Consider the following 24,755-nt stretch of genomic DNA (forward strand, 5'->3'; position numbering starts at 1 on the left):
TCTTTTTCCTATCTCTTAATCATTAAATAAAAGCTTGACTAAATTTATTATGTCATTGTCTACAACTCGATAGCAGATTTCAAGTCCGTTTCGCTTTCCCTCTATTATGCCAGCAGATTTTAGCTTTGATATGTGCTGCGATACTGTGGATTGAGGCAAATTTAAGCATTCTTGTATCGTAGTCACGTTGCATTCTCCTGATAGAAGTCCTCTTACGATGCAAAGCCTGTACGGATGCGCTATGGCTTTTAATTTTTCTGCTATTGTTTCATACTTTTTAAAATCTTTTTCGATGTCTATAGCACTGTTTTTCAGCGGAAATCCCTCCAAATTTTATATAAAGAGTGTAGTGTCTGACTGTTCTGCTGCACCTATAAATGATGCTACGCCGCCTAATTCAACACCATCTATAAGCTCATCTTTAGTTATACCCATTATGTCAGACGACATGTTACATGCCACAATCCTTACACCGTTTTTAAGTGCTTGCTGTATTAAATCTTCCAGTGAAGATACGTTTTTCTTGTTCATGATGTACCTTATCATTTTAGGTCCTATGCCAAACATATTCATCTTTGAAAGCTTTAGCTTTTTAGAACCCCTTGGCATCATCATGCCAAACATCTTACTGAAGAAGTCTTTCTTGATTGACACTTTTTCTGGCTTTCTCAGTATATTAAGGCCCCAGAATGTGAAGAAGAGAGTTACCTTTCTTCCCATTGCAGCAGCACCATTTGCTATTATGAATGCGGCTATGGCTTTGTCTAAGTCTCCACTGAATACTATGATTGCCTTGTCGTTTTTATCAGAAGATGTCTTTGTTTCAACTGCTTTTGTAGCTGCATTTTTTCTTATATCTGCTACAATGATTTTTCCTTCATGATATAAGTTAAGAAGAGCATTTCCTGTTCTTTGACACCATGTCTTAATGTCATTTTCAAATCCTGGGTCTGAAGCCTTTATCCTTAGTATGTCTCCATCTTTTAGATTTTTTATTGCGTTGAATGTCTGCATTATAGGACCCGGACATTGAAGTCCACATGCATCGATCTCTAATGTTGCCGTTGCTACTGTGTCATCTGATTTTTTTTTATCTTTTACGCAGATGCCGCACTCTGTCTGTTCATCGTCGTATTTCACTGTTATATCGGTGAAATCTGATGTTGCGGTTTCGTATATTTTATAACCGCCACTTAGATTTTTGACAGATTTAAAGCCATTTTGCATCAGTATCCTACAAGCTATATATCCTCTTAAGCCTACTTGACAGTATACGTATAGATCTTTATCTTTTGGAATTTTGTGAAGATTTTCTCTTAGCTCATCTACAGGTATGTTTATAGAACCATTAATGTTTCCAAGTTGATACTCAAGATCCGTTCTTACGTCAAGTATTAAAGACTTAGACAAATCTATATCTTTAACTTCGTCCCAGTGGAATACGCTTATATCACCTTTTAATATATTGGAAGCTACAAAACCAGCCATGTTTACAGGGTCTTTTGCTGATGAGTATGGTGGAGCGTATGCCAACTCAAGTTCTTCTAAGTCATAAACTGTCATATTGCTGCGTATTGCAGTAGCGATGACATCTATTCTCTTATCAACACCGTCAAATCCAACTATTTGAGCGCCTAAGATTTTTCCGTCATCTTTTTTGAATATGAGTTTAATGGTCATAGGCAGTGCATCAGGATAGTAGCTGGCATGTGAATTTGGATGTATTATGACTTTTTCATAATATGTCCCAGATCTTTTTAAGATTGTTTCATTGTTTCCTGTTGCTGCCACGGTCAAGTCGAAAATTTTTGCAACAGAAGTACCTTGTGTACCATCGTATTTGCTTTTTCTTCCGCAAATATTGTCTGCTGCGATACGGCCTTGTTTGTTTGCAGGTCCGGCTAATGGTATCAAAGTATTGCTTCCGTTTATATAATCTTTTACTTCTATAGCATCGCCTACAGCGTATATATCGGGATTTGATGTCTGCATGTATTCATTGACTTTTATGCCGCCTCTTTCGCCGATTGCAAGGCCTGCGTCTTTTGCTAATTTGGTATCTGGCCTTACGCCTATGCCTAATACGACCATGTCAGTGATTAACGTATTGCCGCTATTCAATACGACAGTCGTTATGCCTTCTTTGTGGTGAAACTCTTTTACACCATCTTTTAATATGAGATTTACACCTTTATCTTTAAGGCGTTGATGTACAATTGCAGCCATTTCGTAATCAAGAGGTGCCATTACATGGTCAGCTAATTCTACGATTGTCACATCGAGTCCTGCTTCTTTTAAATTTTCTGCTACTTCAAGACCAATAAAGCCTCCTCCTACTACAACGGCCTTTTTAGGTTTGTTGTTGTCGACAAAGTCTTTTATCCTGTAAGTATCTGGAATAGTTCTAAGTGTAAAAATATTTTTGCCATCTATGCCTGGCATCGGTGGCTTTATAGGTTCTGCGCCAGGTGACAGTATCAGTTTGTCGTAGCTTTCTGTATAGGTTCTGTCATTTTTTATATCATGAACGACTACGGTTTTTTCATCAGGATTTATCTTTGTGACTTCTGATAGAGTCCTTATGTCGATGTTGAAGCGCTTTGACATAGCTTCTGGTGTTTGAACGACTAATTTTTCACGTTCTTTTATGACTTCGCCTATATAATACGGCAGACCGCAGTTGGCATAAGATATATATTCTCCCTTTTCAAAGAGTATTATTTCAGCGTCTTCATCAAGTCTTCTTAACCTTGCTGCAGCAGATGCGCCGCCAGCAACGCCCCCGACAATTACAACTTTCATAACTCTTCCTCCTATTAAAAGCATTATTATATCTTAATATTACAATATATTAATTTTATTGTCAATAATTTAACTAAAAATGTTTTTTAATTAAAGAATTATGATAAAGCCTTATCAAATAAAGGTATAAAAAAAGCGAGATTATATCTCGCTTACTTCTTTCTCAAGAAAGTTACTAAAGCAGGTATCAGAGAAATCACGATTATGGCTATTGTGACAAATCCAAAATGTGTTTTGACAACTTCAAGGTTTCCAAAGTAGTAACCACCAAATGAAAACAATGCTGCCCAGGCTACGCCGCCTAATGCATTGTAGGTGAGGAAGTGGATGTAATTCATCTCACCTATGCCTGCTACAAACGGTACAAACGTCCTTATGATAGGTATGAACCTTCCTAATACTATTGTCATACTACCGTATTTATCATAGAAGTTTCTGGCTTCTAAAAGGTGTTCTTTCTTTATCAATTTTAAGTTTTCAGCTTCGTATATTTTTTCGCCTATAAATTTTCCTATGTGGTAGTTTACAGTGTCACCTAATATTGCAGCCAACGCGACTACTATAAATAAGGTGAATACATTTAGTGAACCTATAGCAGCGAAAGCACCTGCAGCAAATATTAGCGAATCACCAGGCAAAAATGGCGTTATGACGATGCCTGTCTCAAAAAACAATATGAGGAATATAAGTAAATATGTGGCGGTACCATACGCTTGTATTATGGTGCCTAAATACTTGTCAAGATGAAGAACTACATCAATTCCCAGTTTCAATAATGACATTAAAATCCCCATTCCTTTTTGCAAAATATTGTACATTTATAATTATAGCATATTAAAAATTGCAATTATTACGGAATTGTAAATTTTAATCCACTTTTAATCTCTTTTTGATTTCATGTACTGAGTTAATTTTTCTTTAATGTCGTTATTTTGTTCTAAAAAGTCCATAAAACGTAAGAAACAATTGAGCGTTTCTGTGCTTACAGTGTGTTCTATTTTTTCTGTTTCTTCAAGAAGATTGTTTTCTTCTATTCCAAGTGTCTTTAGAAGTTCTAAGATTGTGTTATGCCTTTTTATAAGAGCTTCTCCGATTGATTTGCCTTCATTGCTTAAAGTTATGACGCCGTATTTTTCATAGTCTATAAGATTAAGCTCAGAAAGTTTTTGAACCATCTTTGTGGCGGATGGTGGCTGGACATTCAATGCATTTGCCACTTCGTGCAGCCTTACATAGCCTGATTTGGCTGATAATCTACATATCATTTCGAGATAATCTTCCATAGATGCTGTCAATGAGTTATTCTCTTTCTTCATGTATTCGCTGAAAGTGCGAAATTTGTCCTGCAATTTATTCACCTTCTTTTTAAATGTAACGAAATACATCCTTTTAACATATTCTATGTTAGAATTTTAAATTTTAGGATTGGCTAAAAATGTTGCCAATGTGAAAAAGGATGTGACATATTATGAAAGATTTAAATAGTGTGGCTGTGACAGATTTTGCTGAAAGAAGCAAAAAGGCTTTAGGAAATCTAATTGTAAAGAAGATCGCTGATTTTTTAAAGTATGTAGGTCCAGCGTTTGTAGTAAGCGTCGCTTATATAGATCCTGGCAATTTTGCTACAAATATAACTGGAGGTGCTAAATACAATTACAGTCTTTTGTGGGTCATCTTGTGGAGCAATATGATTGCAATCTTTCTACAATATTTATCGGCTAAGTTAGGAATAGCTACTGAAAAAAATCTATCTCAAATGTGTGGAGCCGTATTCTCAAAAAAGATTAATGTATTTCTATTTATCGTTTCTGAGATTGCAGCCATTGCAACCACGATGGCAGAATTTTTAGGCGGTGCTGTTGGCATATACCTTCTTTTTAAGATTCCATTGGCCTATGCAGGTGTCATAACTGGAATTGTGACGCTTTTCATAACTTATCTACAGAGATTTGGACAGAAGGCAGTTGAGCTAATAATTGAAATATTGATAGGTGTAATATGCTTATCGTATGGATTTGAAATGTTTTTAGCAAAGCCAGAATGGCTGAAGGTTGGACTTAGTACCTTGATGCCAACGATTGTCAATGAAGATGCCTTGTATATAGCAGTTGGTATGCTGGGAGCTACAGTAATGCCTCACGTAATATTTTTGCATTCTCAATTAGTTCAAAGTAGAAACAAGGGGTTAAGCTTAAAAGAGAAAAGGCACCACTTATCAATGGAAAGGCTGGACATTGTGATAGCCATGAACATTGCTTTTATTGTCAATGCGGCCATGGTAATTGTGTCAGCGGCAGTTTTCTTTAAAAATGGTATTTATGTTGATTCTATAGAAGATGCTCACAGATCATTAGAACCTTTATTGGGCTCTTTTTCAGGTATAGCTTTTGCATTAGCCCTTTTATCATCGGGATTTTCATCGTCTGCAGTTGGGACTATGGCAGGTGAGACGGTTATGGATGGATTTTTAAATAAAACTTTTCCTCCACTTTTAAAAAGGATTATTACGATAATACCGTCAATGGCAGTGCTTTTCTTAGGTGTAAATCCAATGAATGCCCTCATATTAAGCCAAGTCGTTTTAAGTTTTGCCCTTCCATTTGCTATAATACCACTGTTGTTAATAACTTCTAAAAGAGAATACATGGGGGAATTAGTAAACAATTTGGCTGCCACAATTGTAGGATGGATAATTTCGATTTTTATAATACTTTTAAACGGAATACTTTTGTATACTACCTTTCAAGGAATGTTTTGAACAAAGCAAAAAGATGTCCGCATAGGGACATCTTTTATACTAAACAAATGCAAAAATAGGAGGAGAAAATCTTAAAGCTCTGCAGTCCACAAGCCGTGCAAATTGCAATATGCCCAAGCTTGAATCTTCGCTGCATCTGTCTTGAATGTGGCCTCAGGTTTATCGCCTGGTTTTAACATCTTTCTCATGTAAATTCCGTCAGCTAAAATTGAAATCCACTCTATGTAGTGTTTTTCCTCCATAGGATGTTCTACGCTGCCAACTTTTACTGTTACTGTATCGCCGTCTTTTAGTATCACAGGAACGTGTTTTTCTTTGCTGGCATCAACTGTATTTACTATTTGCTCTTCCATTGGCTTTTCACAGCATGTCAATGTTCCATCACCGGCATTTAAAACTTCTACAACATTTCCGCATTCCTTGCATTTGTAAACTCCAAATAAATTTGTCATAAGAAAAAACCTCCTTTTAATTTAAAGATAATTTATTTCTTTTGATAAAAATTATCTTTTGTAAATATTATACACCTCGTATAAATTAAAATCAAGTAGTATTATAATAATATATTTTTGATAAAAATATGCTAATATATTGTATGAAAGCTTTGATGTTTTTGGAATACATGTTAAGAAGGTGAAAAAAGATGAGCTACAGGATAGAACACGATATTTTAGGATATATGGAAGTGCCTAATGATGCTTATTATGGCATTCACAGTTTAAGAGCTCATGAAAATTTCAATTTGTCAGGTGAACCAATTCACAGAGAGCTTATAATAGCACTGGCGCAAGTAAAAAAGGCGGCTGCTATAGCCAATAGAAACATAAAATTGCTTGATAAAAAAATTGCAGATGCTATAATTATTGCATGTGATGAAATAATCGAAGGTAAATTTCACGACCAATTCATCGTTGATGCACTTCAGGGTGGAGCAGGTACATCTGCAAATATGAATATGAATGAAGTCATAGCAAACAGGGCGATAGAGCTGCTTGGCGGCGAAAAAGGGAATTACGATTTAGTAAATCCCGTTGATCATGTAAACTTAAGCCAATCCACAAACGATGTTTTTCCTACTGCTGTAAGAATAGCTGCTATTAAACTTTTAAAGCCTTTAAGTCAAAGCTTTGCTAATCTACAAGTAGCGCTTCAAGAAAAGGAAGATGAGTTTAAAGACGTAATTAAGATGGGCAGGACGGAACTGCAAGATGCTGTGCCTGTGATGCTGGGTCAGGAGTTTGGAGCATATGCACAGGCAATCGCAAGGGATAGGTGGAGGATATACAAAGTGGAGGAAAGGCTAAGGCAGGTGAATATAGGAGGGACTGCTGTCGGTACAGGGCTAAATGCTGACATAAGGTATATCTATAGCGTCATTGAGATTTTAAGAGACATAACAGGAATTGGACTTGCCAGAGCTGAGTACATGATGGATCCTACTCAAAATAACGATGTTTTTGTGGAAGTATCAGGTATGTTGAAAGCTGCTGCTACAAACCTTATCAAGATATCTAATGATATTAGACTTATGTCATCAGGTCCAAGATGTGGACTTATGGAGATAACCATACCGGAAGTACAAGCTGGTTCGTCTATAATGCCAGGCAAGATAAATCCAGTAATACCTGAGGCAGTAAAACAGGCAGCATATCAAGTATTGTCCTGCGATTATGCTATCACATTAGGAGTACAATCTGGTGAATTTGAGCTTAATTTCACATTGCCGCTTATTGCCTATAATCTTTTCAACGAAATTGATCTTCTTAAAAATGCAGTAGACATGTTTATATATAAATGCATAAAAGGTATAGAGGCTAATCGACATCACCTTGAAGAAATGGTGGAAAACAGCTTATCATATGCGATTGTGTTAAGCCCTCATTTGGGATACGAAAAAGCATCTATGATAGCAAAAGAGGCTAAAGAGGAAGGAAAGACGATAAGAGAAGTTGCTAAAAAATATTTAAAAGAAGAACAGCTTGATGTCATACTTAATGAATATGAAATGACAAAACCGGGTATACCGGGATTAAAAAGATTGAGAGGGGAAAATAGATGAATACGACGCCAAATGCATCGAGATTGCATATATCAATATTTGGCAGAAGAAACGCGGGAAAATCAAGCATAATAAATGCACTTACAAATCAAAACATCGCTATTGTTTCCGATGTAGCAGGTACTACAACAGATCCTGTGCATAAAGCGATGGAGATACTGCCAATAGGCCCTGTAGTGATAATAGATACTGCAGGACTTGATGATACAGGAGAGCTGGGGGAACTAAGGGTCAAAAAAACGTATGAAGTACTAAATAGGACGGATCTTGCTTTGCTTGTAATAGATGGCATGGTTGGACCGTCGAAGTTTGAGGAGGAAATTTTAGATAAGATCAGAGAAAAAAACATTCCAGTTGTAGGTGTTTTAAACAAAGCTGATCTGGCTCAATTTAATTTCATTCAAAAAGCTGATTGGGAAAAGAGATTAAAATTAGAGCTTGTTGAGACGTCTGCCAATAGCGGTTATGGCATAGAAGAGCTTAAAAGGCAAATAATTAAAAAGGCCCCTTACGATGATAAAGAGCTTTCTTTGGTGTCTGATTTGATAAATCCTGGTGATTTTGTCGTACTTGTAGTTCCTATAGATAAGGCTGCACCTAAAGGGAGGCTTATACTACCGCAGCAGCAGGTGATAAGAGAAGTGATTGAAAGTGATGCTATAGCTATTGTCACAAAGGAATACGAGCTGAAAGAAACATTGGAGAATTTAGGGAAGAAACCGGCATTAGTTATTACTGACTCGCAGGTTTTCTTAAAAGTAAGTGCAGATACACCTCGAGACATACCTTTAACATCTTTTTCAATTCTCTTTGCAAGGTACAAAGGGGACCTTGACGAATTGACAAAAGGGCTTAAAGCATTAGAAAGGCTTAAACCTGGCGATAAGGTTCTTATAGCAGAAGGATGTACACACCACAGGCAGTCGGATGATATAGGAAAAGTAAAAATACCCAGGTGGATACGTCAAATTGTCGGAGGTGATATTCAATTTGATTTTTCAAGTGGCATGACATTTCCAGACAATCTTGAACAGTACAAGCTTATTGTTCATTGCGGTGGCTGTATGCTTAATAAGAGAGAAATGATGTACAGAATATCTTACGCAAAAGGCAAAGAAATACCGATTGTAAATTATGGGCTTTTGATTGCGTACGTGCAAGGGATTTTGCCTCGGGCAATTGAGATGTTTCCGTCTGCAAAGCTTATTTACGATGATGACCAGCAATATTGAAGCTGGTCATCATTTTAGTCGTCTTCGGCAATATTTGAAGAAAAGCTCTTTTTATACTTAAATAATACTACATACAGTATATATGAGATGCCTATAATGCCGCTTATTATAAATGTCATGTGTGCGCCTACTTTTTCTGCAAGGCTTCCTGCGTAAATGGCACCTATAGGTGTGACGCCTCCAAATACTAAAGAGTATACGCTCATGACTCTTCCTCTAAATCTGTTGCTGGAATTAAGCTGTACGGTGGTATTTGCCGATGCAGAGAAAGTAATCATAGAAAATCCAGATAAAGCGAGGAGAATCGTTGTAAGCCAATAGTAGCTTTGAAAACCGATTAAGATTTGGAAGACACATAAGCCACATCCACCTAATATGAGATAGAATGGTTTTGCGCCTTTCTTGCTTAATGATGCCAGTATTAGAGCGCCTATTAATGCGCCAACACCCATTGATGACATGAGAAAGCCATATCCTGTAGAATTTTGATTTAAGATGTTTTTTGCAAACACAGGTACCAAAACATTGAAATTTATGGCGAACGTGCTTAAAACTGCCATCATGAGTATAGTAGAGAATATTATCGGTGTATTTTTAATATACAAAAGCCCTTCCTTTATATCTGATATTACCTCTTCTTTTTTTAACATTGTTTTTGTTTTGCTTATTTTTACATCAATAAGGATTAACCCGGTGATTACTGCAATAAAGCTTAATGCATTGAGGTAAAAGCACAGTGCATAACCTAAAAGACCTATAAGCACGCCTGCTATGCCAGGTCCTATGATTCTGGCTGCATTGAATATGGAAGAATTAAGTGATATTGCATTCATCAAGTCTTCTTTGCCAACTAAATCGATTATAAATGATTGCCTTGCAGGATTGTCTATGGTGTTTATGAAACCGACGATGGTTGCTAAAACGAGTATTTCCCAGTAGTTTATTGCGTTTAGTGCAGTTAGCGTTGCAAGAGCCAAAGCTGTCATCATTAGGCTTGTCTGAGTAAATATAAGGATTTTCCTCTTTGGAAATCTATCTATTACGACACCAGCAAACAGAGATAAAAAAAGCATAGGCAAAAATTGAAGGGCGCTGACGACACCCAACAAGAATGCAGAATTGGTCAATTTAAGGACTAACCAATCTTGACCAATATTTTGCATCCACGTGCCTATGAGGGATATCATTTGTCCAAACCAAAACAATCTGAAATTTCTATGCCTTAATGCAGGGAAAACACTGTCGGTCAGTTTTTCGAAAAAAATATAGAATGAGTTCAATTAAAATGCCTCCTATTTGTAATAGTCACATAAAAGCTCAATGGATTTATTAAAATTTTCACTGGCTAAATCAGGCTTGCCAATCGATATATACAAGTTTCCTAAAGCTTTGTAAGCATCTGAAAGTTCTCTTTTAAGCCCCAGCTTTTTTAATATTTCCAATGATTTATTTAGTTCTGATGCAGATTGTTTAAAATCCTTGAGTTTTAAATGTATAGTGCCCAGCAAAGTGTACAACCTGCCAATCTCTTCTTCCGCATTCAGCTCTTTTAATATATTCATGGATGAATTTATGTGTTCAAGAGCTTTATCATAATTTTCTAAGTAAAATTCTATTCTGCCTAATTCAGTCAGATTACATGCCATACCTGTTTTATTGCCTAAATCCTTGTACATAGCGTAACTTTTAAGGAAATATCTTTTTGCTATATCGTATTTCTTAAGGTCTGTATAGACAAATCCCAATAAGTTATATTCGCTGGCAATGTCGCCTTTTATGTTTAATGCCTTACTTATTACTAAAGACTTTCTTATGTAATTTAGTGCATCATTGTATTCTTTTAATTTGTAACTTATAAGTCCGAGGCCATTGTTGCACTTTGCAATGTAGTCAACAGTGTTTGTCATTGTGGCATAGTTTAAACAGTTTAAGTAGTAATCCCTTGATTTTATGAGTTCTCCCAGCTTGTTGTAAAGATCGCCGATGCTATAAAGTATCTTGCATTTAACTTCATAATTTATTATACTGCTTTTTTCGAATTCGTCGATAGCTTTCAAATAAAAAATCAGCGAAGTATCAGGAATTTGTAATTTTTCATGACACAAACCTATGTTGTAGTATATTTCAACGAGGATTTCGTGTAAAGAATTTTGAGAAAAGTAATTTAAGCATTTGTTAAGTGAGTCCAAAGCTGATTTGTAATCTTCAGTTTTGATGTACGTTCGACCTAAATAAAAACTTATAATATTTAAAGTATATTCATCTACATTAAGCTCTAAAGCTTTTTGATAGTAAGATATAGCTTCAGTTAAATTTCCACTGTCAAGCGACTTTCTTCCTTCGATTACTGATTTCAATACTTTTTTGTAAGTATTTATCTCATCTATAAGTTCTGCTTTGTCTTTGTAATCGTCATCAAGAAAGTACACCAGCGGTTTGTTCAATTTCTTTGCAATAAAATCTAAAGCTTTTAATGAAGGATTTATTTTGCCCTTTTCTATCAAACTTATATAACCTTTTGAAAATTCATCACCTGAAATATCACCCTGTTTTAAAAGGAGTTTTTTTCTTTCATCTCTGATTTTCTTTCCTAACTTAACTACATCCATCAGAAATTGGCCTCCCTCCCCCTTTTTATTATAAAATATATTATAATTTAACTAGTTGAAATTTTCAATCGCTTTTATTTGTGCTATTAATATATTTTAAGCAAAGTGAAATTTTTGCTGATTTAACATTGTAGAAATTTGTTTTTTTGTGTGAATTCAATGGTATAATATTAATTAAATAGTCGGAGGTGTAAAAATGGGCAAATTAACCATAGTAGGGCTTGGACCTGGAGAGTTTGAACACATGACAATTGAAACTATTGAAAAGATGAAGAATGCAGACAAGTTGTATTTAAGGACGGAAAAGCATCCTGTTGTAAAATATTTAAAGGATATGGGATTGTCTTTTGAAACTTTCGATAAAATTTATGAAATGGGCTCGACATTTGAGGAAGTTTATGATAATATTACTCGGGAAATAATAGAAATTGCCGAAAAATGCGATAATGTAGTCTATGCTGTTCCAGGCAATCCTTTAGTTGCAGAAAAAACTGTTGAGTATCTGTTAAAGTTTTTAAATGACAGTGACGATATAAAGGTAGAAGTTGTTCCTGCCATGAGCTTTGTGGATGTTGTCGTAAATGAATTAAAAATAGATCCTATTTATGGATTGAAAATCATCGATGGACTGTCTCTTGATAGTATAAAACCTGACAAAAGGTGCAATAATTTAGTAACACAGGTTTACAATAAAAGAGTAGCTTCAGAAGTAAAGCTTAAGCTTATGGACATTTACGGCGACGAATTTCTGGTAACGGTTGTAAAAAGTGCAGGTGTAAAAGGTGAACAGCGAATCGAAACCATGCCTTTGTATGAAATTGACATGATAGATTGGATCGATTACCTCACATCTATATTTATACCGCCTGCCAAAGGCACTTTTAAATCAAGGTACGATATAGATGACTTGCTGGACATAATGGCAAAGCTCAGGGGTGAAAATGGATGTCCTTGGGATAAAGAGCAGGATCACAGCACATTAAAAAAATATTTGATTGAAGAATGCTATGAAGTAATCGATGCAATAGAGAACAATTCAGACGAAAGTTTATTGGAAGAGCTTGGAGACGTTTTGCTGCAAGTGGTTTTTCACTCTCAAATAGCTGATGAGAGAAAGGCATTCGACTTTCATGATGTATGTGATGCCGAGTGCAAAAAGATGATTTACAGGCATCCTCATGTGTTTGGAGTGGAGGAAATAGCTACTTCAGCGGATGTTCTAAAAAGGTGGGATGAAATAAAGAAAGATGAAAAAGGCTTTAAATCCCACACAAATGAGTTAAAAAGTGTTCCAAGGTCTATGCCAGCATTGATTAGGGGTTATAAAGTTCAAGAAAAAGCGGCTAAAGTAGGATTTGACTGGGACAATGTAGACGACGCAATGGCAAAAGTCTATGAAGAATTAAATGAATTTAAGGAGGTGTATAAAGGGGAAGACGAAAATGATAAAATAGAAGAATTAGGTGATTTGATTTTTGCTGTCGTAAATGTTGCTAGATTTTTGAAAATTGATCCCGAAATTGCTGTCCATAAGACCATTGAAAAATTCATCCAAAGGTTTAATTACATAGAAGATGCAGCAGAGAAATCTGGACATAAATTGGAAGACATGACATTATCTGAGATGGATAGCCTTTGGAACGAGGCAAAAATGAATAAATTTAATAAAAAAGCACAAAAATAAGCTTAAACTAGCAGGATTTTTAAGATTTGTGAAGAATAAATAAGTGTAGTATAAATTACTAAGGAGGTATTATGGTGAATAAGGCAGATCTTGTTACTAAGATTGCAGAAAAAAGTGAGTTAACAAAAAAGGATGCAGAAAAGGCATTAAATGCATTTGTTGATGCAGTTCAAGAAGCTTTAAAACAAGGAGACAAGGTTCAGTTAGTAGGTTTTGGAACATTCGAAGTAAGGGAAAGAGCAGAAAGAAAGGGTAGAAATCCACAGACAAAAGAGGAAATTACGATTCCTGCTTCAAAAGCACCAGTGTTTAAAGCAGGAAAGGCATTAAAAGATTTAGTAAATGCATAAGATCAGGTCGTATGACCTGATTGTTTTTTTGGAGGACGATGGACATGAGGCTTGATAAGTTTTTGAAAGTGTCCAGGCTTATAAAAAGAAGGACAGTGGCAAAAGAAGCTTGTGACAAGGGAATGGTATTTGTAAATGGAAAAGTTGCAAAAGCAGGCGATATTTTAAAAGTAGGAGATATTGTAGAGATTAATTTTGGGAGTAGAGTAATAAAAGCAGAAGTTTTAGATATAAAAGATCATGCCCTTAAAGATGATGCTGACAAAATGTACAGGTTACTATAAAAAAGAATTAAATACGACAATCCTTCCCATACTAAGAAAGGAATGAATTTTGAATGGGAGGGATTTTTTATGGTTAAAATGAAGTGGATTTTAGTTTTTCTTATATTTATGTTTGTTTCGACCTCATGTGGCACTCCAGCCAAAAAACCTATGCAGCCAACAAAGGAAAAAGCAATGCTTCCAAAAATACCCGATAAAATAAGTCGTGGATACAATAAAGAGCCTGTCTTGAAAGTCTACATTGCGCAGACAGGGAAAATAGAGACAATGCTTTTGGAACAATATGTCATGGGGACAGTCGCAGGTGAGATAAAAAATGATTGGCCACTTGAGGCTTTAAAGGCACAGGCAATATTGGCGAGAAGCTATGTTTTAAACTTTGTCAATAATGAAAAATCAAAATACACAGATGCTGATATATCTACTGATTTCGAAGAAGCGCAGGCGTGGAATCCATCAAATATCAATTCGAATATAAAAAAAGCAGTAAATGATACGAGGGGCTTAGTAGCCGTATACGATGGAAAATACATCGAAGCATGGTTTCATTCAGATGCTGCCGGTAGAACGGCATTGGCTAAAGAAGGGCTTAATTATAAAAAAAGTGAGCCACCGTATACAGAAAGTGTAAAATCAGACGATATTAAAGTAGCTCCTCCCAATATAAAAAATTGGTCATATACTTTTACAAAGCAGGAAGTTTTAAGTGCTTTAAACAAGATGGGCATAGAAATAAGCGATTTTAAAACAGTGAAGATAGGAGCGAAAGGAATATCTGGCAGGACGGTACTTCTGGACTTTGATAAAATACCTGTAAATGCGCCAGATTTCAGGATTGCCATTGGAAGTGAAAAGATGAAGTCTACAATGTTAGACAGCGTCAAATACGATGGAAATAATCTTACAATAAAGGGAAGAGGCTTTGGGCACGGTGTTGGAATGTCTCAATGGGGTGCATATCAGATGGCTAAAAATGGAGCTAAAGCCAGTGACATAATAATGCATTATTTCAAAAATATAAATATTGTGAAACTCTGGAAGTAAAGAGAGCCAAAAGCTCTCTTTTTTGTTCTAAAAAATCGATGTGGACATAAAATTATTCTAAAAGAGGAGGTGTTATGATGGATGATAGAAAAGGGACAAACATAAATAAACCGCAAAATATCTCTGTGCAAAATAGGGAAAAGATGCAAATAACAGGTGTGGACAATGTTGTAAGTTTTGATGATGAAACTGTTGTGCTGGAAACATCAATGGGTATCCTTACGATTAAAGGTCAAGAACTTCACATAAATAAGCTGAATTTGGACGATGGAAATGTATCAATAGATGGCGAACTTATAAGTATTGTTTACAGCGATAGAAGCGGGTTAATGGGTAAATCTGGCGGCTTTTTAAGCAGGATGTTTAGATGAATTTGAGAATTGATGTGTTCCCTTAAATCATGTATTATAATAATAGATGATTTAAAGGGGATATGCTTTATGGATACTTATGTACTTGTAGACTTTGATGGAACAATAACAAAAGAAGATACGTGCTATGCGATGGTAAAGGCTTTTGCTAAAGACGGCTGGCAAGAGATAGAGAAAGATTGGGAAGAAGGGAAGATAACTACAGAAGAATGTGCATTAGAGACATTTAAGATTATGGACATGGATGAAGAAAAATTGAAATCATTGCTTTTGACGATGGAAATAGATTTATATTTTAAAGATTTCATGGAGTTTTGCAAAGATAGAGGCTATAAAGTTATAATAGCCAGCGATGGTTATGACTTCAACATAAGGACTGTCCTAGATAAATACAATATTGACATGGAGTATTTTAGCAATAAGCTTGATTTTCGAGACGGCAAAATTGTGGCGTCATTTAATACATCTGATGATTGCGATAAATGTGGTTCTTGCAAGTTGGATATCTTAAAAAAATATAAAAAGGAAAACACGCGGATTATCTATATTGGCGATGGTTACTCCGATATTTGCGTTTCAAAATATGCCGATTTGCTTTTTGCGAAAGGTGTGCTATTAAAATACTGTGAAGACAATGGCATTCCATCCATTCCATTTGAAGATTTTAAAGATATCATAGAATATTTAGAAAAAAGCGATAAACTATTTTAAGTTTATCGCTTTTGCTATTGGAGGTACAACTTGCTTTTTTCTTGATATGATGTATGGAAGGTAAAAATGGTTGTTGTCGATGTTTATGTTAAATGCTCTTTCCAACAGCTCTTTGTGATTGCCTGCAAACAAGAACAATGATCCTTCATTTATTATATCTGTTAGCATTAGCAAAAGCATATCAAAGTTTTTGTTTTTTCTTTCTTCCTCCATGAATTTAAGAAGATCATCTTTAAGATTTCCGATGCTCGACAATGTGTTGACTTGTCCTATGCCAACTCTTAAGTTGCCGATTAGAAATTCTTTAAAGTCGGTGTAAAATATCTCTTCAACTGTCTTGCCTTTTAAAGATGTGCCAGCTTCAAACATCTTTTTGCCAAAAGACTCTATGTCTATCCCAGCTATTTCAGCCAATTTTTTTGCTGCTCTTATATCTTCTGGTGTGCATGTTGGCGATTTGAATACAAGTGTGTCTGACAATATGGCCGCACACATGAGTCCTGCAATACGCTTATCTGGCGTTATACCTCTCTCTTCATAGATTTTATTGATTATTGTAGAAGAACAGCCTACGGGCTGATTTCTAAACAGTATAGGTTGATTTGTTTCAATGCCGCCAACTCGATGGTGGTCGATGATTTCAAGGATAGTAGCATCTTCTATCCCGTCAACGGCTTGAGATAATTCGTTGTGATCTACAAGTATTATTTTCTTTCTTTCATAGTCCAATATATGGCGTCTTGCCAATAACCCCAATACTTTTCCTTCATCATCAACCACAGGAAAATTTCTATATCTGTATTTTAACATCGTCTGTCTGACATCATCTATGTAATCACTGTCTTTAAATGTGACAATGTCATCTTTGATCATTATCAATGATACAGGCAAGCACTGATTTATAAGCTTTATGGTATCAAAAGTGTCACAAGGCACTACTATCAAGGTGGAGCCAAACTTTTTTGCTTCTTCTATGACTGCATTCGATGGGTCTTCTCCGCCGGTGATTATTATAGTCTTTGCGCCTTTTTTTATTGATTCTAATTGTATGTTTTCTCTGTTTCCTACGATTAATGTCATGCCGGATTCTATTCTACTTACTACACTTTGTGTTTGCATTGCGGCAACAATTATGTCACCTCTTACAAATTCCTCATTTTTTAAGATTAGCTTTCCGTTTAATGTCTTTATGATGTTTTCAACTGGAATAGTGTAATTTGAAAGCTCATGTGATGATGTCAGGTATGCCTTTGCAAGGTCGCCCATAGTAGCGATGCCTTTTAATTTATTTTCATCGTCTACTACAACAATTGTCTTGGAATTGTTGTTTAATAAAATATTCCAAGCTTCATACATTGGTGCTTTTTCACTTATAGTAAGTGGCTTATCATAAGCAATATCGCCAACCTGAGTATATACATTGTCTATCAATAGTGGTTCATTTACATTAAAATAGTCTAAAACAAATTGCGTTTCTCTGTTAATAGGACCAAGCCTTACTGGAACCGCATTTATTTTGTCGGCTATTCTCTTTAAATTAGCGTATGCAATTGCTGAACAAATGGAATCAGTATCTGGATTTTTATGTCCTGAAACAAATACAACACTCATATTCAATTTCTCCTTTGTTTAGATTTTCGAACTTTGCAAATAGTTTAAAACTGAAGATTATGTAATATTGTCATGAATATCGGTTGGCGCATTAAATGAATCATATCAAATTCCCACATAAATATAATATAATATGAGGAGGTATAATGTAAATGGTAATGAATGTTGAAAGTCAGCTTTATTCTTTTTTTGTCATGTTATATGGTGGCATAATAATCGCTATTTTATACGATGTATATAAATTGTTTAGACTTATATTAAGGCCAAAGCGAATAGCTACTGACATAGGTGATATCATCTATTGGATATTGGCAACGGTCGTATTTATATTTTTTTTATATGTGAGTAATTACGCTGAAATAAGGTTTTACTCATTCCTCGGCCTTTTGATTGGAATACTTTTGTACAACATATTTCTAAGTCCCATTGTGATGAAACTACTTCTATTTTTTTATAAGGTCATAAGAAATACAGTGATATGGGTATATAAGATTGCATCATATCCATTTGTTGCTATTTATAAAATTATATCAGTACCGGTAAGATATATTTCAAATGTACTGGGCATTCCTGGCAAGTTAATCAATAACACAATATCACATTTTAATATTTTTAAGAGAAAAAAATAAAGGATTTTTCTAATAAATGTCGAATATATTTATATCCGAATGAATAAAAATGTGTGAGAGGTATATTGGACATGAAACAAAGTAGAAAGATTAAGCTAAAACCGGTGCTTTTAATTCTTTTTGTCGTGTACATATTATTTACTCTTGTAAAGCAACAAATAACATTAAATGTGTTGGATAAAAAATTGAATGCAGCTACTACACAAGTAAATGCTGCTGAAGAGGAGAATAAAAAATTAAACAATCAGATAAAATATATAAAGACAGATGAATTTATCGAAAATGAAGCTAGGCAAAAATTAGGGCTTATCAAAAAAGGAGAGATTATGTTTATAGATACTGCTAAGGATGCACAAAATTCCTCGAATTAAGGCGAATTTTTTTAATATGCTTGATAGAAATGACTTTTTAATATATAATTAAACATATTAGTAATCAAATAAGAAGAGGGAGGATAAACATTTATATGCCATTTCAGGTAGGAGAGGTAGTTGAAGGAACTGTTCTAAATATCACAGATTTTGGAGCGTTTGTTCAATTACCAGAAGGCAAAACAGGGCTAGTCCACATATCAGAAGTTGCTAACACGTATGTAAAAGACATAAACGAATTTTTGAAAGAAAACGACAAGGTGAAGGTAAAGATTCTTTCTATGGATAAGGGCGGAAGAATAAGCCTATCAATAAAAAAGGCTTTGCCAAAACCAAAACAGGTAAAAAGCAACAAAGGCTACGACAGTGATAATTATAGCAATCGGAATAATAATATATCTTTTGAAGAGAGAATATCAAAATTTTTAAAGGATTCTGATGAAAGGCAGCAGCAGCTTAAAAAGAATTTTGATTCAAAAAGAAGAGGCGGTGGCTACAAAAGAAACGCTAGTTATTAAAACTTCGGGTTAAAACTTCGGGCAAGCCCGAAGATTTTTTATGGGAGGATTATTATGAGGTGTTCTGTTATCGATATAGGAACAAATTCTGTCCGCCATCTTGTGTGTGATGTAGATGGGAAAGAAATTAAACACATAAAGAAGGATGTTAAAGTAACGAGACTTGGTGATTCTGTATCGAAAAGTGGGAAATTGGCCAGTGATGCTATTGAGCGAACAGCAAGTGCAATACAAGCTTTTTTAGACGATGCTGAAAATCTCAAGGTACAAGATATATATGCTTTTGCTACATCTGCAGTGAGAGATGCTAAAAATGCTGACAGCTTTATAAATGAACTTTCAAAATTTGGCATAAACGTTGATATAATAGATGGTGAAACTGAAAGTCTTTATGGATATATTGGTGCCTCATACGGAATAAAAAGAGAAAGTGTATTGGTTTTAGATGTTGGTGGAGGGAGTACAGAATTTTCTTATCTTAACGGAAACCTTGTGAAAAAAAGCTTTGATATAGGTGCTTTAAGGCTTACAGAGAAATTTATAAAGAATGATCCTATTAAGCTCGATGAGTACAATAATATAAGCCTCTATATAACAGACATGCTTACGCCATTTATAAGTGAAAATCAAGAAATACCTACAGATGTAGTTGGCATAGGTGGTACAATAACAACACTTGCTGCCATGTCACAGGGTTTAGAAATCTACTCGAGAGAATTAGTTCATGGATATGTGCTTAGTAAAAGCGAAATAAAAAGGTTGCTGGACTTAATGATGTCGTTGAGCTTGAACGAGAGAAGACTTTTGAATGGTTTGCAGCCTGAAAGAGCTGATATTATCGTTGCAGGCACAATAATAGTCTATACAATTTTAAAGCTTTTGAACTGTGCATCTATAACTGTTAGCGAGTGGGATAATTTAGAGGGAGCTTTAGTGGGGAAGTTTATTAAGTGCATATAAATAAATCTGTTGAATATTATTTATTGGGGTATTGACTAATAGTCCTTTATGTAATATAATTAATGATGTCGCTGGTTGATGTGATTGCCGGAGTGGCGGAACTGGCAGACGCACAGGACTTAAAATCCTGCGGGCCTTTAAAGCCCGTACCGGTTCGATTCCGGTCTCCGGCACCAATTGAATAGTGCATCGCGGGGTGGAGCAGTTGGCAGCTCGTCGGGCTCATAACCCGGAGGTCGCAGGTTCAAGTCCTGCCCCCGCAACCAAACATGGCGGCGTAGCTCAGTTGGCTAGAGCATGCGGTTCATACCCGCAGTGTCGGTGGTTCGACTCCACTCGCCGCTACTAAACCAATAAAATCATGGTTTTAAGGATTTTTAAAAAACATATAGTCAAAACGAATGAGTATAATCACTCACCAAAAAAGGTGGGTGATTTTTTGTGCGCCCGGCATGGGCGATAACTTGGCGCTGAAAGTCCGCTGTGGGCAAGTTCACGGAAACCACTGGCTGAACCGCTTAATACGTAAATACTTAGAATCAGGAGTAATGATAAACGTAATCAAAATAGCAACAGAAGAAGGGACACCACAAGGAGGACCTTTAAGTCTGCTATTAGCAAACATAATGTTAGATGAACTAGACAAAGAACTAGAAAGAAGAGGGCATAAATTCTGTCGATACGCAGATGACTGCAACATATACGTAAAAAGCAGGTCAGCAGGAAACAGAATAATGAAAAGCATAAAGAAATTCATAGAAACCCAATAGACGGAAAAAGAGAGCTTTATTTGGGAAGTTACTGTTTTAGAAACAGATTGTATAATTTTTATATTGTAGATAATTATGTGATTGTGGTATTATATGGATAGAGTGATCGGATATAGCAGGGTGTGGTTGCCACTTTCCCTCGAAGGGAGGTGGTTGCATATGATGAATACATATGAAACATTATCTTTAATGATAATGTTTGGAATGTTCGTCATAGCAATTCTTAGTTTTAACAGAAAAAAATAACCACCCTGCTGCAACCAGAGTGGTTATAGCTTTATAACTTACGTTGGGCGACCGCACTTTGCGGTGCCGATTACTCTTACTTATATTATAACACGATACGAATAAAAGTAAACAGCATTTAAGGGGGAATTTATAATTGGTTTTGAAAAATCAGCTAAAAAATAGGAAACTCGGGTATTATTTTATTTTTGCAGGTGCTTTGATGATTTCTTTTGCAGAAATTATCATAAGATACATCTCAGTTGGAGATTTTACAGAAGGCCTTTTTATAGGTATAGGCATTGGCTTAGAAATATTAGGAGTTATTGCTATTGGAAAGTACTATAATAGCCGAAAAGGTCCGATAAATGAAACAAAACATAAATAAAATATAGCAGTACGGATTTTTCATTTTCGCTTTGCTCAAATCAAAAATCCAAATTTCTAACGCACCCCTGCTTATATTTGCAGAAGTGCTTTTATTTTTTCTGCATGTTTTTTGGGTCTTTGTCTGGAAAGTACTCTTACGAGTACTTTTTTAAATTTGCCTCCCGCTTTTTGGATATATAAATTTCAATTCCCATTTTTAAAAAATTACATATTAATAGACACATTTTTGTTACAAAATTTACATATTTTTAATATATTTGCAAATGGAATTTTGATATGGTATAATTTAATTAATTTAATAATATGCTATAACGCTGAATTCGTATGAAGCGGGGAAACCAATTTTGGGGTGAATCCATTTGTGTGGAGGGGTTATCTTTCGACCCTAACCCGTCAGCTAACCTCGTAAGCGTTGAAAGAGGAGGAAATAGCATGAATATATTCGGTACAACTACCTTCTATTAGTTGCCGGGTTTCAGCTATAGATTTTCTCTATGGCTTTTTTAATACCCTAAAATAGAAGGAGGTTTTTAAATGAGATTACCTATTTTTTCTGTCATTGGTGCTGGCAACGGCGGTCAGGCGATGGCGGCACATCTTTCGTTGATGGGTTTTATAGTCAATTTGTACAACAGATCTCGTGAGAAATTAGTTCCTATTTTAAATAATGGTGGTATTCATCTTGAAGGCGTTGTAGATGGATTTGCAAAGCTTAATATGGTCACTGACGATATGGAAGACGCTATAAAAGATGCAGACATAATCATGGTGACTGTTCCTGCGTCTGGACACAGTGACATAGCTTATGAAATGTTACCACACTTAAGAAATGATCAGATAATAGTTTTGAATCCGGGAAGAACTTTTGGCGCTATAGAGTTTTATAACATTGTTAAAATTAGAGACGATATAAATGTGGTAGTAGCAGAGACTGATACGTTTATATATGCTTGCAGATCGAATAATGGCGTTTCAAAGATTTTCAGGATAAAAGATGTGGTCTCACTGGCATCTATACCGGCTTGGAAGGCTGATTATGTTGTTGATTTGTTGAGATTAGCTTATTCGCAGATAGTACCTGCTGAAAATGTTTTAGAGACTAGTTTAAATAATATAGGTTCTATCTTTCATCCAGCGCCTACACTTTTGAACTCTGCAAGAATAGAGACTACAGAAGGTGATTTTCAATATTATTTGGAAGGCATATCACCGTCGGTGGCTAAAATATTGGAGAGAATGGACAGGGAGAGAATAGCAGTTGCCCACGCTTTAGGTGTCAATGCTGTTACAGCGCTTGATTGGCTTAAAGATGCATACGGCGTTATTGCAGACAATCTGTATGATGCGATTCAAAAGACAGATGCTTATAGAGGCTTGCTTGCACCAAAAAATCTTGATTGCAGGTACATTTTTGAAGATGTGCCAATGGGTTTGGTGCCTATTTCATCGATTGGCAAACAATTAGGCATTCCTACTTATACTATAGATTCTATAATTCATTTGGCATCATGCATGCATGAAGTGAACTATTGGAAAATCGGGCGCACAGCAGGAAAATTAGGATTGGAAGGAAAAAGCGCAGCGGAGATAAAGGTAATGATAGAGGGGTTAAAGGAGGAGATCACTGTCGCATGAAAAAATATATTATTGCAGCTTCTATAGAAAATGATGTCCATGTTGCGGGAGCATATAGATTTTTGAAGATTGCAGAGCAGGAAGGGTATAAAGTGGATTTTTTAGGTCCTGCTACATCTATTGATAAGTTGGTAGATACAGTGCGTTTAAAGAAACCTGATATAGTAGGTGTAAGTTATAGACTGACTCCAGAAACACTGAAAACCATATTGAATGAGCTTAAAGATAAAATACGAAAATATGGTTTGAGCAATATTAGATGGATATTTGGAGGCACAGAGCCCAATTGCTTAGTTGCAAAAGAGTCAGGAATATTTGAGGAAATTTTTGATGGAACTTTTGGCGATGAGTACACAATTTCATACCTAAGAGGAAAGAAAGCTTCATATAGTGAAAAAGAATATGGTAGAGATGTGATTGAAAGGATTGAGAAAAGCTATCCGTATCCTATAATAAGGCATCACTTTGGATTGCCTTCGTATGATGATACACTTGAAGGTGTAAGGAGGATTGCGGAAGAAAAAATTCTCGATGTGATATCAATAGCGCCTGACCAAAATACACAAGAGCATTTTTTTGACAAAAAATATAAAGCATCACTTGATGGGGCAGGTGGCGTGCCTATAAGGACTGAAGAAGAATTCAAAAAACTTTACGATGAGTCAAGGCGTGGAAATTATCCGCTGCTTAGATGTTACAGTGGGACGAATGATGTCTTTAAAATGGCTCAAATGCTTAAAAACACAATAAACAATGCATGGGCAGCTATACCCCTTTGCTGGTACAATGTACTAGATGGCAGGGGGCCAAGAGAAGTAGAAGAATCCATTAGAGAGAACCAGATGCTGATGAAGTGGCATGCTGACAGAAATATACCTGTTGAGGTAAATGAAGCACACCATTGGGGGCTTAGAGATGCACATGATGCCATATATGTGGCGGCAAGCTACATTGCAGCATACAATGCAAAGAAGATGGGTGTAAAAAACTATATAGCTCAGTTTATGTTCAATGTGCCGCCAGCTACATCGCCCAAAATGGATCTTGCAAAAATGCTGGCATCTATAGAGCTTGTGGAGAGTTTGCAGGATGATAACTTTAGAGTATATAGACAGGCAAGGGCAGGGCTTGCAAGTATGCCGCAGGATCTTTTTGAAGCAAAAGGGCAGCTTGCTTCAAGTGCATATCTTTCAATGGCTATAAAACCTCACATATATCATGTTGTAGGTTTTTGTGAAGCACATCATGCAGCAACGCCAGATGATATAATAGAAAGTGTGAAAATCACAAAAGCCGTGATAAACAACACTTTGCGTGGTATGGCGGATTTCACTAAAGATCTTGATATTTTAAAGAGGAAAGAGGAACTAATAAATGATGCGATGGTAATAATCAATGCCATAAATGATCTTAATACACTATGCAGTGATCCGCTGTCAGATCCACATATACTATCATTGGCGATAAAATTGGGCATTTTAGACGCACCGCATTTAAAAGGAAATAAAAGCGCAAGTGGTTTGCTGACTACAAAGGTTATAAATGGTGCATGCTATGCCTATGACTATGAAAACAATAGGATTATTAAAGAAGAAGAAAGAATATATAACATAATTCAAAATTACCAAAAACTCATAATCGTAGCTTAAAAAATAGTTATTATCGGGTGTATACACAAAATATACATCCGATTTTTTATGTTTTCTATATAAATTTTTTTTGTGAAAAACATATTATAAGGA

The 24,755-nt window shown here is 35.6% G+C and carries 25 protein-coding genes, 3 tRNA genes, 1 pseudogene and 1 riboswitch; of the genes and pseudogenes, 21 read left to right on the forward strand and 8 right to left on the reverse strand.

Features of this window, described 5'->3' with window-relative positions:
* Positions 1–15 precede the first annotated feature (15 nt).
* From THEXY_RS01115 to THEXY_RS01130, 4 genes are all read right to left on the reverse strand, one after another.
* Positions 16–330 carry an ArsR/SmtB family transcription factor gene (locus tag THEXY_RS01115; RefSeq protein WP_013787029.1) on the reverse strand — a complete coding sequence of 105 codons (315 nt, stop codon included), beginning with the start codon at positions 328–330 and terminating at the stop codon, positions 16–18.
* A gap of 3 nt (positions 331–333) precedes the next feature.
* A complete protein-coding gene (locus tag THEXY_RS01120) occupies positions 334–2,802 on the reverse strand; it encodes a CoA-disulfide reductase (protein ID WP_013787030.1) in 2,469 nt (822 codons plus the stop codon).
* Positions 2,803–2,954: 152 nt separating this feature from the next.
* On the reverse strand, positions 2,955–3,584 hold the full coding sequence (locus tag THEXY_RS01125) for a VTT domain-containing protein (protein ID WP_013787031.1): 630 nt from the start codon (positions 3,582–3,584) through the stop codon (positions 2,955–2,957).
* A gap of 96 nt (positions 3,585–3,680) precedes the next feature.
* Entirely contained in the window at positions 3,681–4,151 is a 471-nt protein-coding gene (locus THEXY_RS01130; RefSeq protein ID WP_013787032.1) for a metal-dependent transcriptional regulator, read from the reverse strand.
* A gap of 119 nt (positions 4,152–4,270) precedes the next feature.
* Between THEXY_RS01130 and THEXY_RS01135 the strand changes: the two genes are divergently transcribed.
* A complete protein-coding gene (locus tag THEXY_RS01135) occupies positions 4,271–5,560 on the forward strand; it encodes an Nramp family divalent metal transporter (RefSeq protein ID WP_013787033.1) in 1,290 nt (429 codons plus the stop codon).
* Between the two features lie 71 nt (positions 5,561–5,631).
* On the opposite strand, the gene THEXY_RS01140 is transcribed toward THEXY_RS01135, so the two are convergent.
* Positions 5,632–6,012 (reverse strand): desulfoferrodoxin, encoded by a 381-nt coding sequence (locus THEXY_RS01140; RefSeq protein WP_013787034.1) that lies wholly within the window; start codon positions 6,010–6,012, stop codon positions 5,632–5,634.
* Between the two features lie 191 nt (positions 6,013–6,203).
* On the opposite strand from THEXY_RS01140, the gene THEXY_RS01145 reads away from it, so the two are divergent.
* Together THEXY_RS01145 and hydF are read left to right on the forward strand one after the other, a co-directional pair.
* Positions 6,204–7,619, forward strand: coding sequence for an aspartate ammonia-lyase (locus THEXY_RS01145; RefSeq protein ID WP_013787035.1), 1,416 nt, complete (start codon positions 6,204–6,206; stop codon positions 7,617–7,619).
* Positions 7,616–8,851 (forward strand): [FeFe] hydrogenase H-cluster maturation GTPase HydF, encoded by a 1,236-nt coding sequence (hydF, locus tag THEXY_RS01150; RefSeq protein ID WP_013787036.1) that lies wholly within the window; start codon positions 7,616–7,618, stop codon positions 8,849–8,851. The genes THEXY_RS01145 and hydF overlap by 4 nt, the downstream gene beginning before the upstream one ends.
* A 14-nt stretch (positions 8,852–8,865) precedes the next feature.
* Here hydF and THEXY_RS01155 read toward each other — a convergent pair whose 3' ends face one another.
* Both THEXY_RS01155 and THEXY_RS01160 read right to left on the reverse strand, forming a co-directional pair.
* Complete coding sequence (locus tag THEXY_RS01155) at positions 8,866–10,131, reverse strand: MFS transporter (protein WP_013787037.1); 1,266 nt, start codon at positions 10,129–10,131, stop codon at positions 8,866–8,868.
* Positions 10,132–10,143: 12 nt separating this feature from the next.
* A complete protein-coding gene (locus tag THEXY_RS01160; protein WP_013787038.1) occupies positions 10,144–11,460 on the reverse strand; it encodes a tetratricopeptide repeat protein in 1,317 nt (438 codons plus the stop codon).
* Between the two features lie 196 nt (positions 11,461–11,656).
* Here THEXY_RS01160 and yabN point away from each other — a divergent pair, with 196 nt between their 5' ends.
* The 6 genes from yabN to THEXY_RS01190 all read left to right on the forward strand — a co-directional run bounded on the left by yabN (position 11,657) and on the right by THEXY_RS01190 (position 15,904).
* Complete coding sequence (gene yabN, locus THEXY_RS01165) at positions 11,657–13,144, forward strand: bifunctional methyltransferase/pyrophosphohydrolase YabN (RefSeq protein ID WP_013787039.1); 1,488 nt, start codon at positions 11,657–11,659, stop codon at positions 13,142–13,144.
* A 74-nt stretch (positions 13,145–13,218) separates the two neighbouring features.
* On the forward strand, positions 13,219–13,494 hold the full coding sequence (locus THEXY_RS01170) for an HU family DNA-binding protein (RefSeq protein WP_013296814.1): 276 nt from the start codon (positions 13,219–13,221) through the stop codon (positions 13,492–13,494).
* Positions 13,495–13,538: 44 nt separating this feature from the next.
* The gene (locus THEXY_RS01175; RefSeq protein ID WP_013787041.1) at positions 13,539–13,778 is read left to right on the forward strand and encodes an RNA-binding S4 domain-containing protein; all 240 of its coding nucleotides are present in this window, start codon (positions 13,539–13,541) and stop codon (positions 13,776–13,778) included.
* A gap of 69 nt (positions 13,779–13,847) precedes the next feature.
* On the forward strand, positions 13,848–14,822 hold the full coding sequence (locus tag THEXY_RS01180; RefSeq protein ID WP_013787042.1) for a SpoIID/LytB domain-containing protein: 975 nt from the start codon (positions 13,848–13,850) through the stop codon (positions 14,820–14,822).
* A 77-nt stretch (positions 14,823–14,899) separates the two neighbouring features.
* Entirely contained in the window at positions 14,900–15,193 is a 294-nt protein-coding gene (yabP, locus tag THEXY_RS01185; protein ID WP_013787043.1) for a sporulation protein YabP, read from the forward strand.
* A 69-nt stretch (positions 15,194–15,262) separates the two neighbouring features.
* The gene (locus THEXY_RS01190; protein WP_013787044.1) at positions 15,263–15,904 is read left to right on the forward strand and encodes an MtnX-like HAD-IB family phosphatase; all 642 of its coding nucleotides are present in this window, start codon (positions 15,263–15,265) and stop codon (positions 15,902–15,904) included.
* Here THEXY_RS01190 and THEXY_RS01195 read toward each other — a convergent pair.
* On the reverse strand, positions 15,896–17,515 hold the full coding sequence (locus THEXY_RS01195) for a putative manganese-dependent inorganic diphosphatase (RefSeq protein ID WP_013787045.1): 1,620 nt from the start codon (positions 17,513–17,515) through the stop codon (positions 15,896–15,898). The two genes, THEXY_RS01190 and THEXY_RS01195, sit on opposite strands and share 9 nt — an antisense overlap.
* 152 nt (positions 17,516–17,667) lie before the next feature.
* On the opposite strand from THEXY_RS01195, the gene yabQ reads away from it, so the two are divergent.
* From yabQ to THEXY_RS01250, 12 genes and pseudogenes are all read left to right on the forward strand, one after another.
* Positions 17,668–18,144, forward strand: a complete 477-nt coding sequence (gene yabQ, locus THEXY_RS01200; protein WP_013787046.1) for a spore cortex biosynthesis protein YabQ — start codon at positions 17,668–17,670, stop codon at positions 18,142–18,144.
* A 71-nt stretch (positions 18,145–18,215) separates the two neighbouring features.
* Positions 18,216–18,515 (forward strand): FtsB family cell division protein, encoded by a 300-nt coding sequence (locus tag THEXY_RS01205; protein ID WP_013787047.1) that lies wholly within the window; start codon positions 18,216–18,218, stop codon positions 18,513–18,515.
* A 95-nt stretch (positions 18,516–18,610) separates the two neighbouring features.
* Entirely contained in the window at positions 18,611–19,033 is a 423-nt protein-coding gene (locus THEXY_RS01210) for a S1 domain-containing RNA-binding protein (RefSeq protein ID WP_013787048.1), read from the forward strand.
* Positions 19,034–19,087: 54 nt separating this feature from the next.
* Positions 19,088–19,993 (forward strand): Ppx/GppA phosphatase family protein, encoded by a 906-nt coding sequence (locus tag THEXY_RS01215; RefSeq protein ID WP_013787049.1) that lies wholly within the window; start codon positions 19,088–19,090, stop codon positions 19,991–19,993.
* An 86-nt stretch (positions 19,994–20,079) separates the two neighbouring features.
* A tRNA-Leu gene (locus tag THEXY_RS01220) sits at positions 20,080–20,169 on the forward strand.
* A gap of 14 nt (positions 20,170–20,183) precedes the next feature.
* Positions 20,184–20,259 (forward strand) — tRNA-Met (locus THEXY_RS01225).
* Positions 20,260–20,264: 5 nt separating this feature from the next.
* Positions 20,265–20,338: transfer RNA gene (locus THEXY_RS01230), tRNA-Met, on the forward strand.
* A 170-nt stretch (positions 20,339–20,508) separates the two neighbouring features.
* Positions 20,509–20,760 (forward strand): annotated as a pseudogene (locus THEXY_RS12275) (reverse transcriptase domain-containing protein); the annotation flags it as partial.
* 165 nt (positions 20,761–20,925) lie between these two features.
* Entirely contained in the window at positions 20,926–21,009 is an 84-nt protein-coding gene (locus THEXY_RS12930; RefSeq protein WP_223814591.1) for a putative holin-like toxin, read from the forward strand.
* Positions 21,010–21,145: 136 nt separating this feature from the next.
* Positions 21,146–21,376, forward strand: coding sequence for a hypothetical protein (locus THEXY_RS01240; protein ID WP_013787050.1), 231 nt, complete (start codon positions 21,146–21,148; stop codon positions 21,374–21,376).
* 304 nt (positions 21,377–21,680) lie between these two features.
* Positions 21,681–21,804, forward strand: a riboswitch (cyclic di-AMP (ydaO/yuaA leader).
* Between the two features lie 108 nt (positions 21,805–21,912).
* On the forward strand, positions 21,913–23,013 hold the full coding sequence (locus THEXY_RS01245; RefSeq protein ID WP_013787051.1) for an NAD/NADP-dependent octopine/nopaline dehydrogenase family protein: 1,101 nt from the start codon (positions 21,913–21,915) through the stop codon (positions 23,011–23,013).
* Positions 23,010–24,662 (forward strand): cobalamin B12-binding domain-containing protein, encoded by a 1,653-nt coding sequence (locus tag THEXY_RS01250; protein ID WP_013787052.1) that lies wholly within the window; start codon positions 23,010–23,012, stop codon positions 24,660–24,662. Before THEXY_RS01245 ends, THEXY_RS01250 begins: the two co-directional genes overlap by 4 nt.
* Positions 24,663–24,755: the final 93 nt, after the last annotated feature.

This window comes from Thermoanaerobacterium xylanolyticum LX-11 (genome assembly GCF_000189775.2).
GTDB classification, from domain to species: Bacteria; Bacillota; Thermoanaerobacteria; order Thermoanaerobacterales; family Thermoanaerobacteraceae; genus Thermoanaerobacterium; species Thermoanaerobacterium thermosulfurigenes.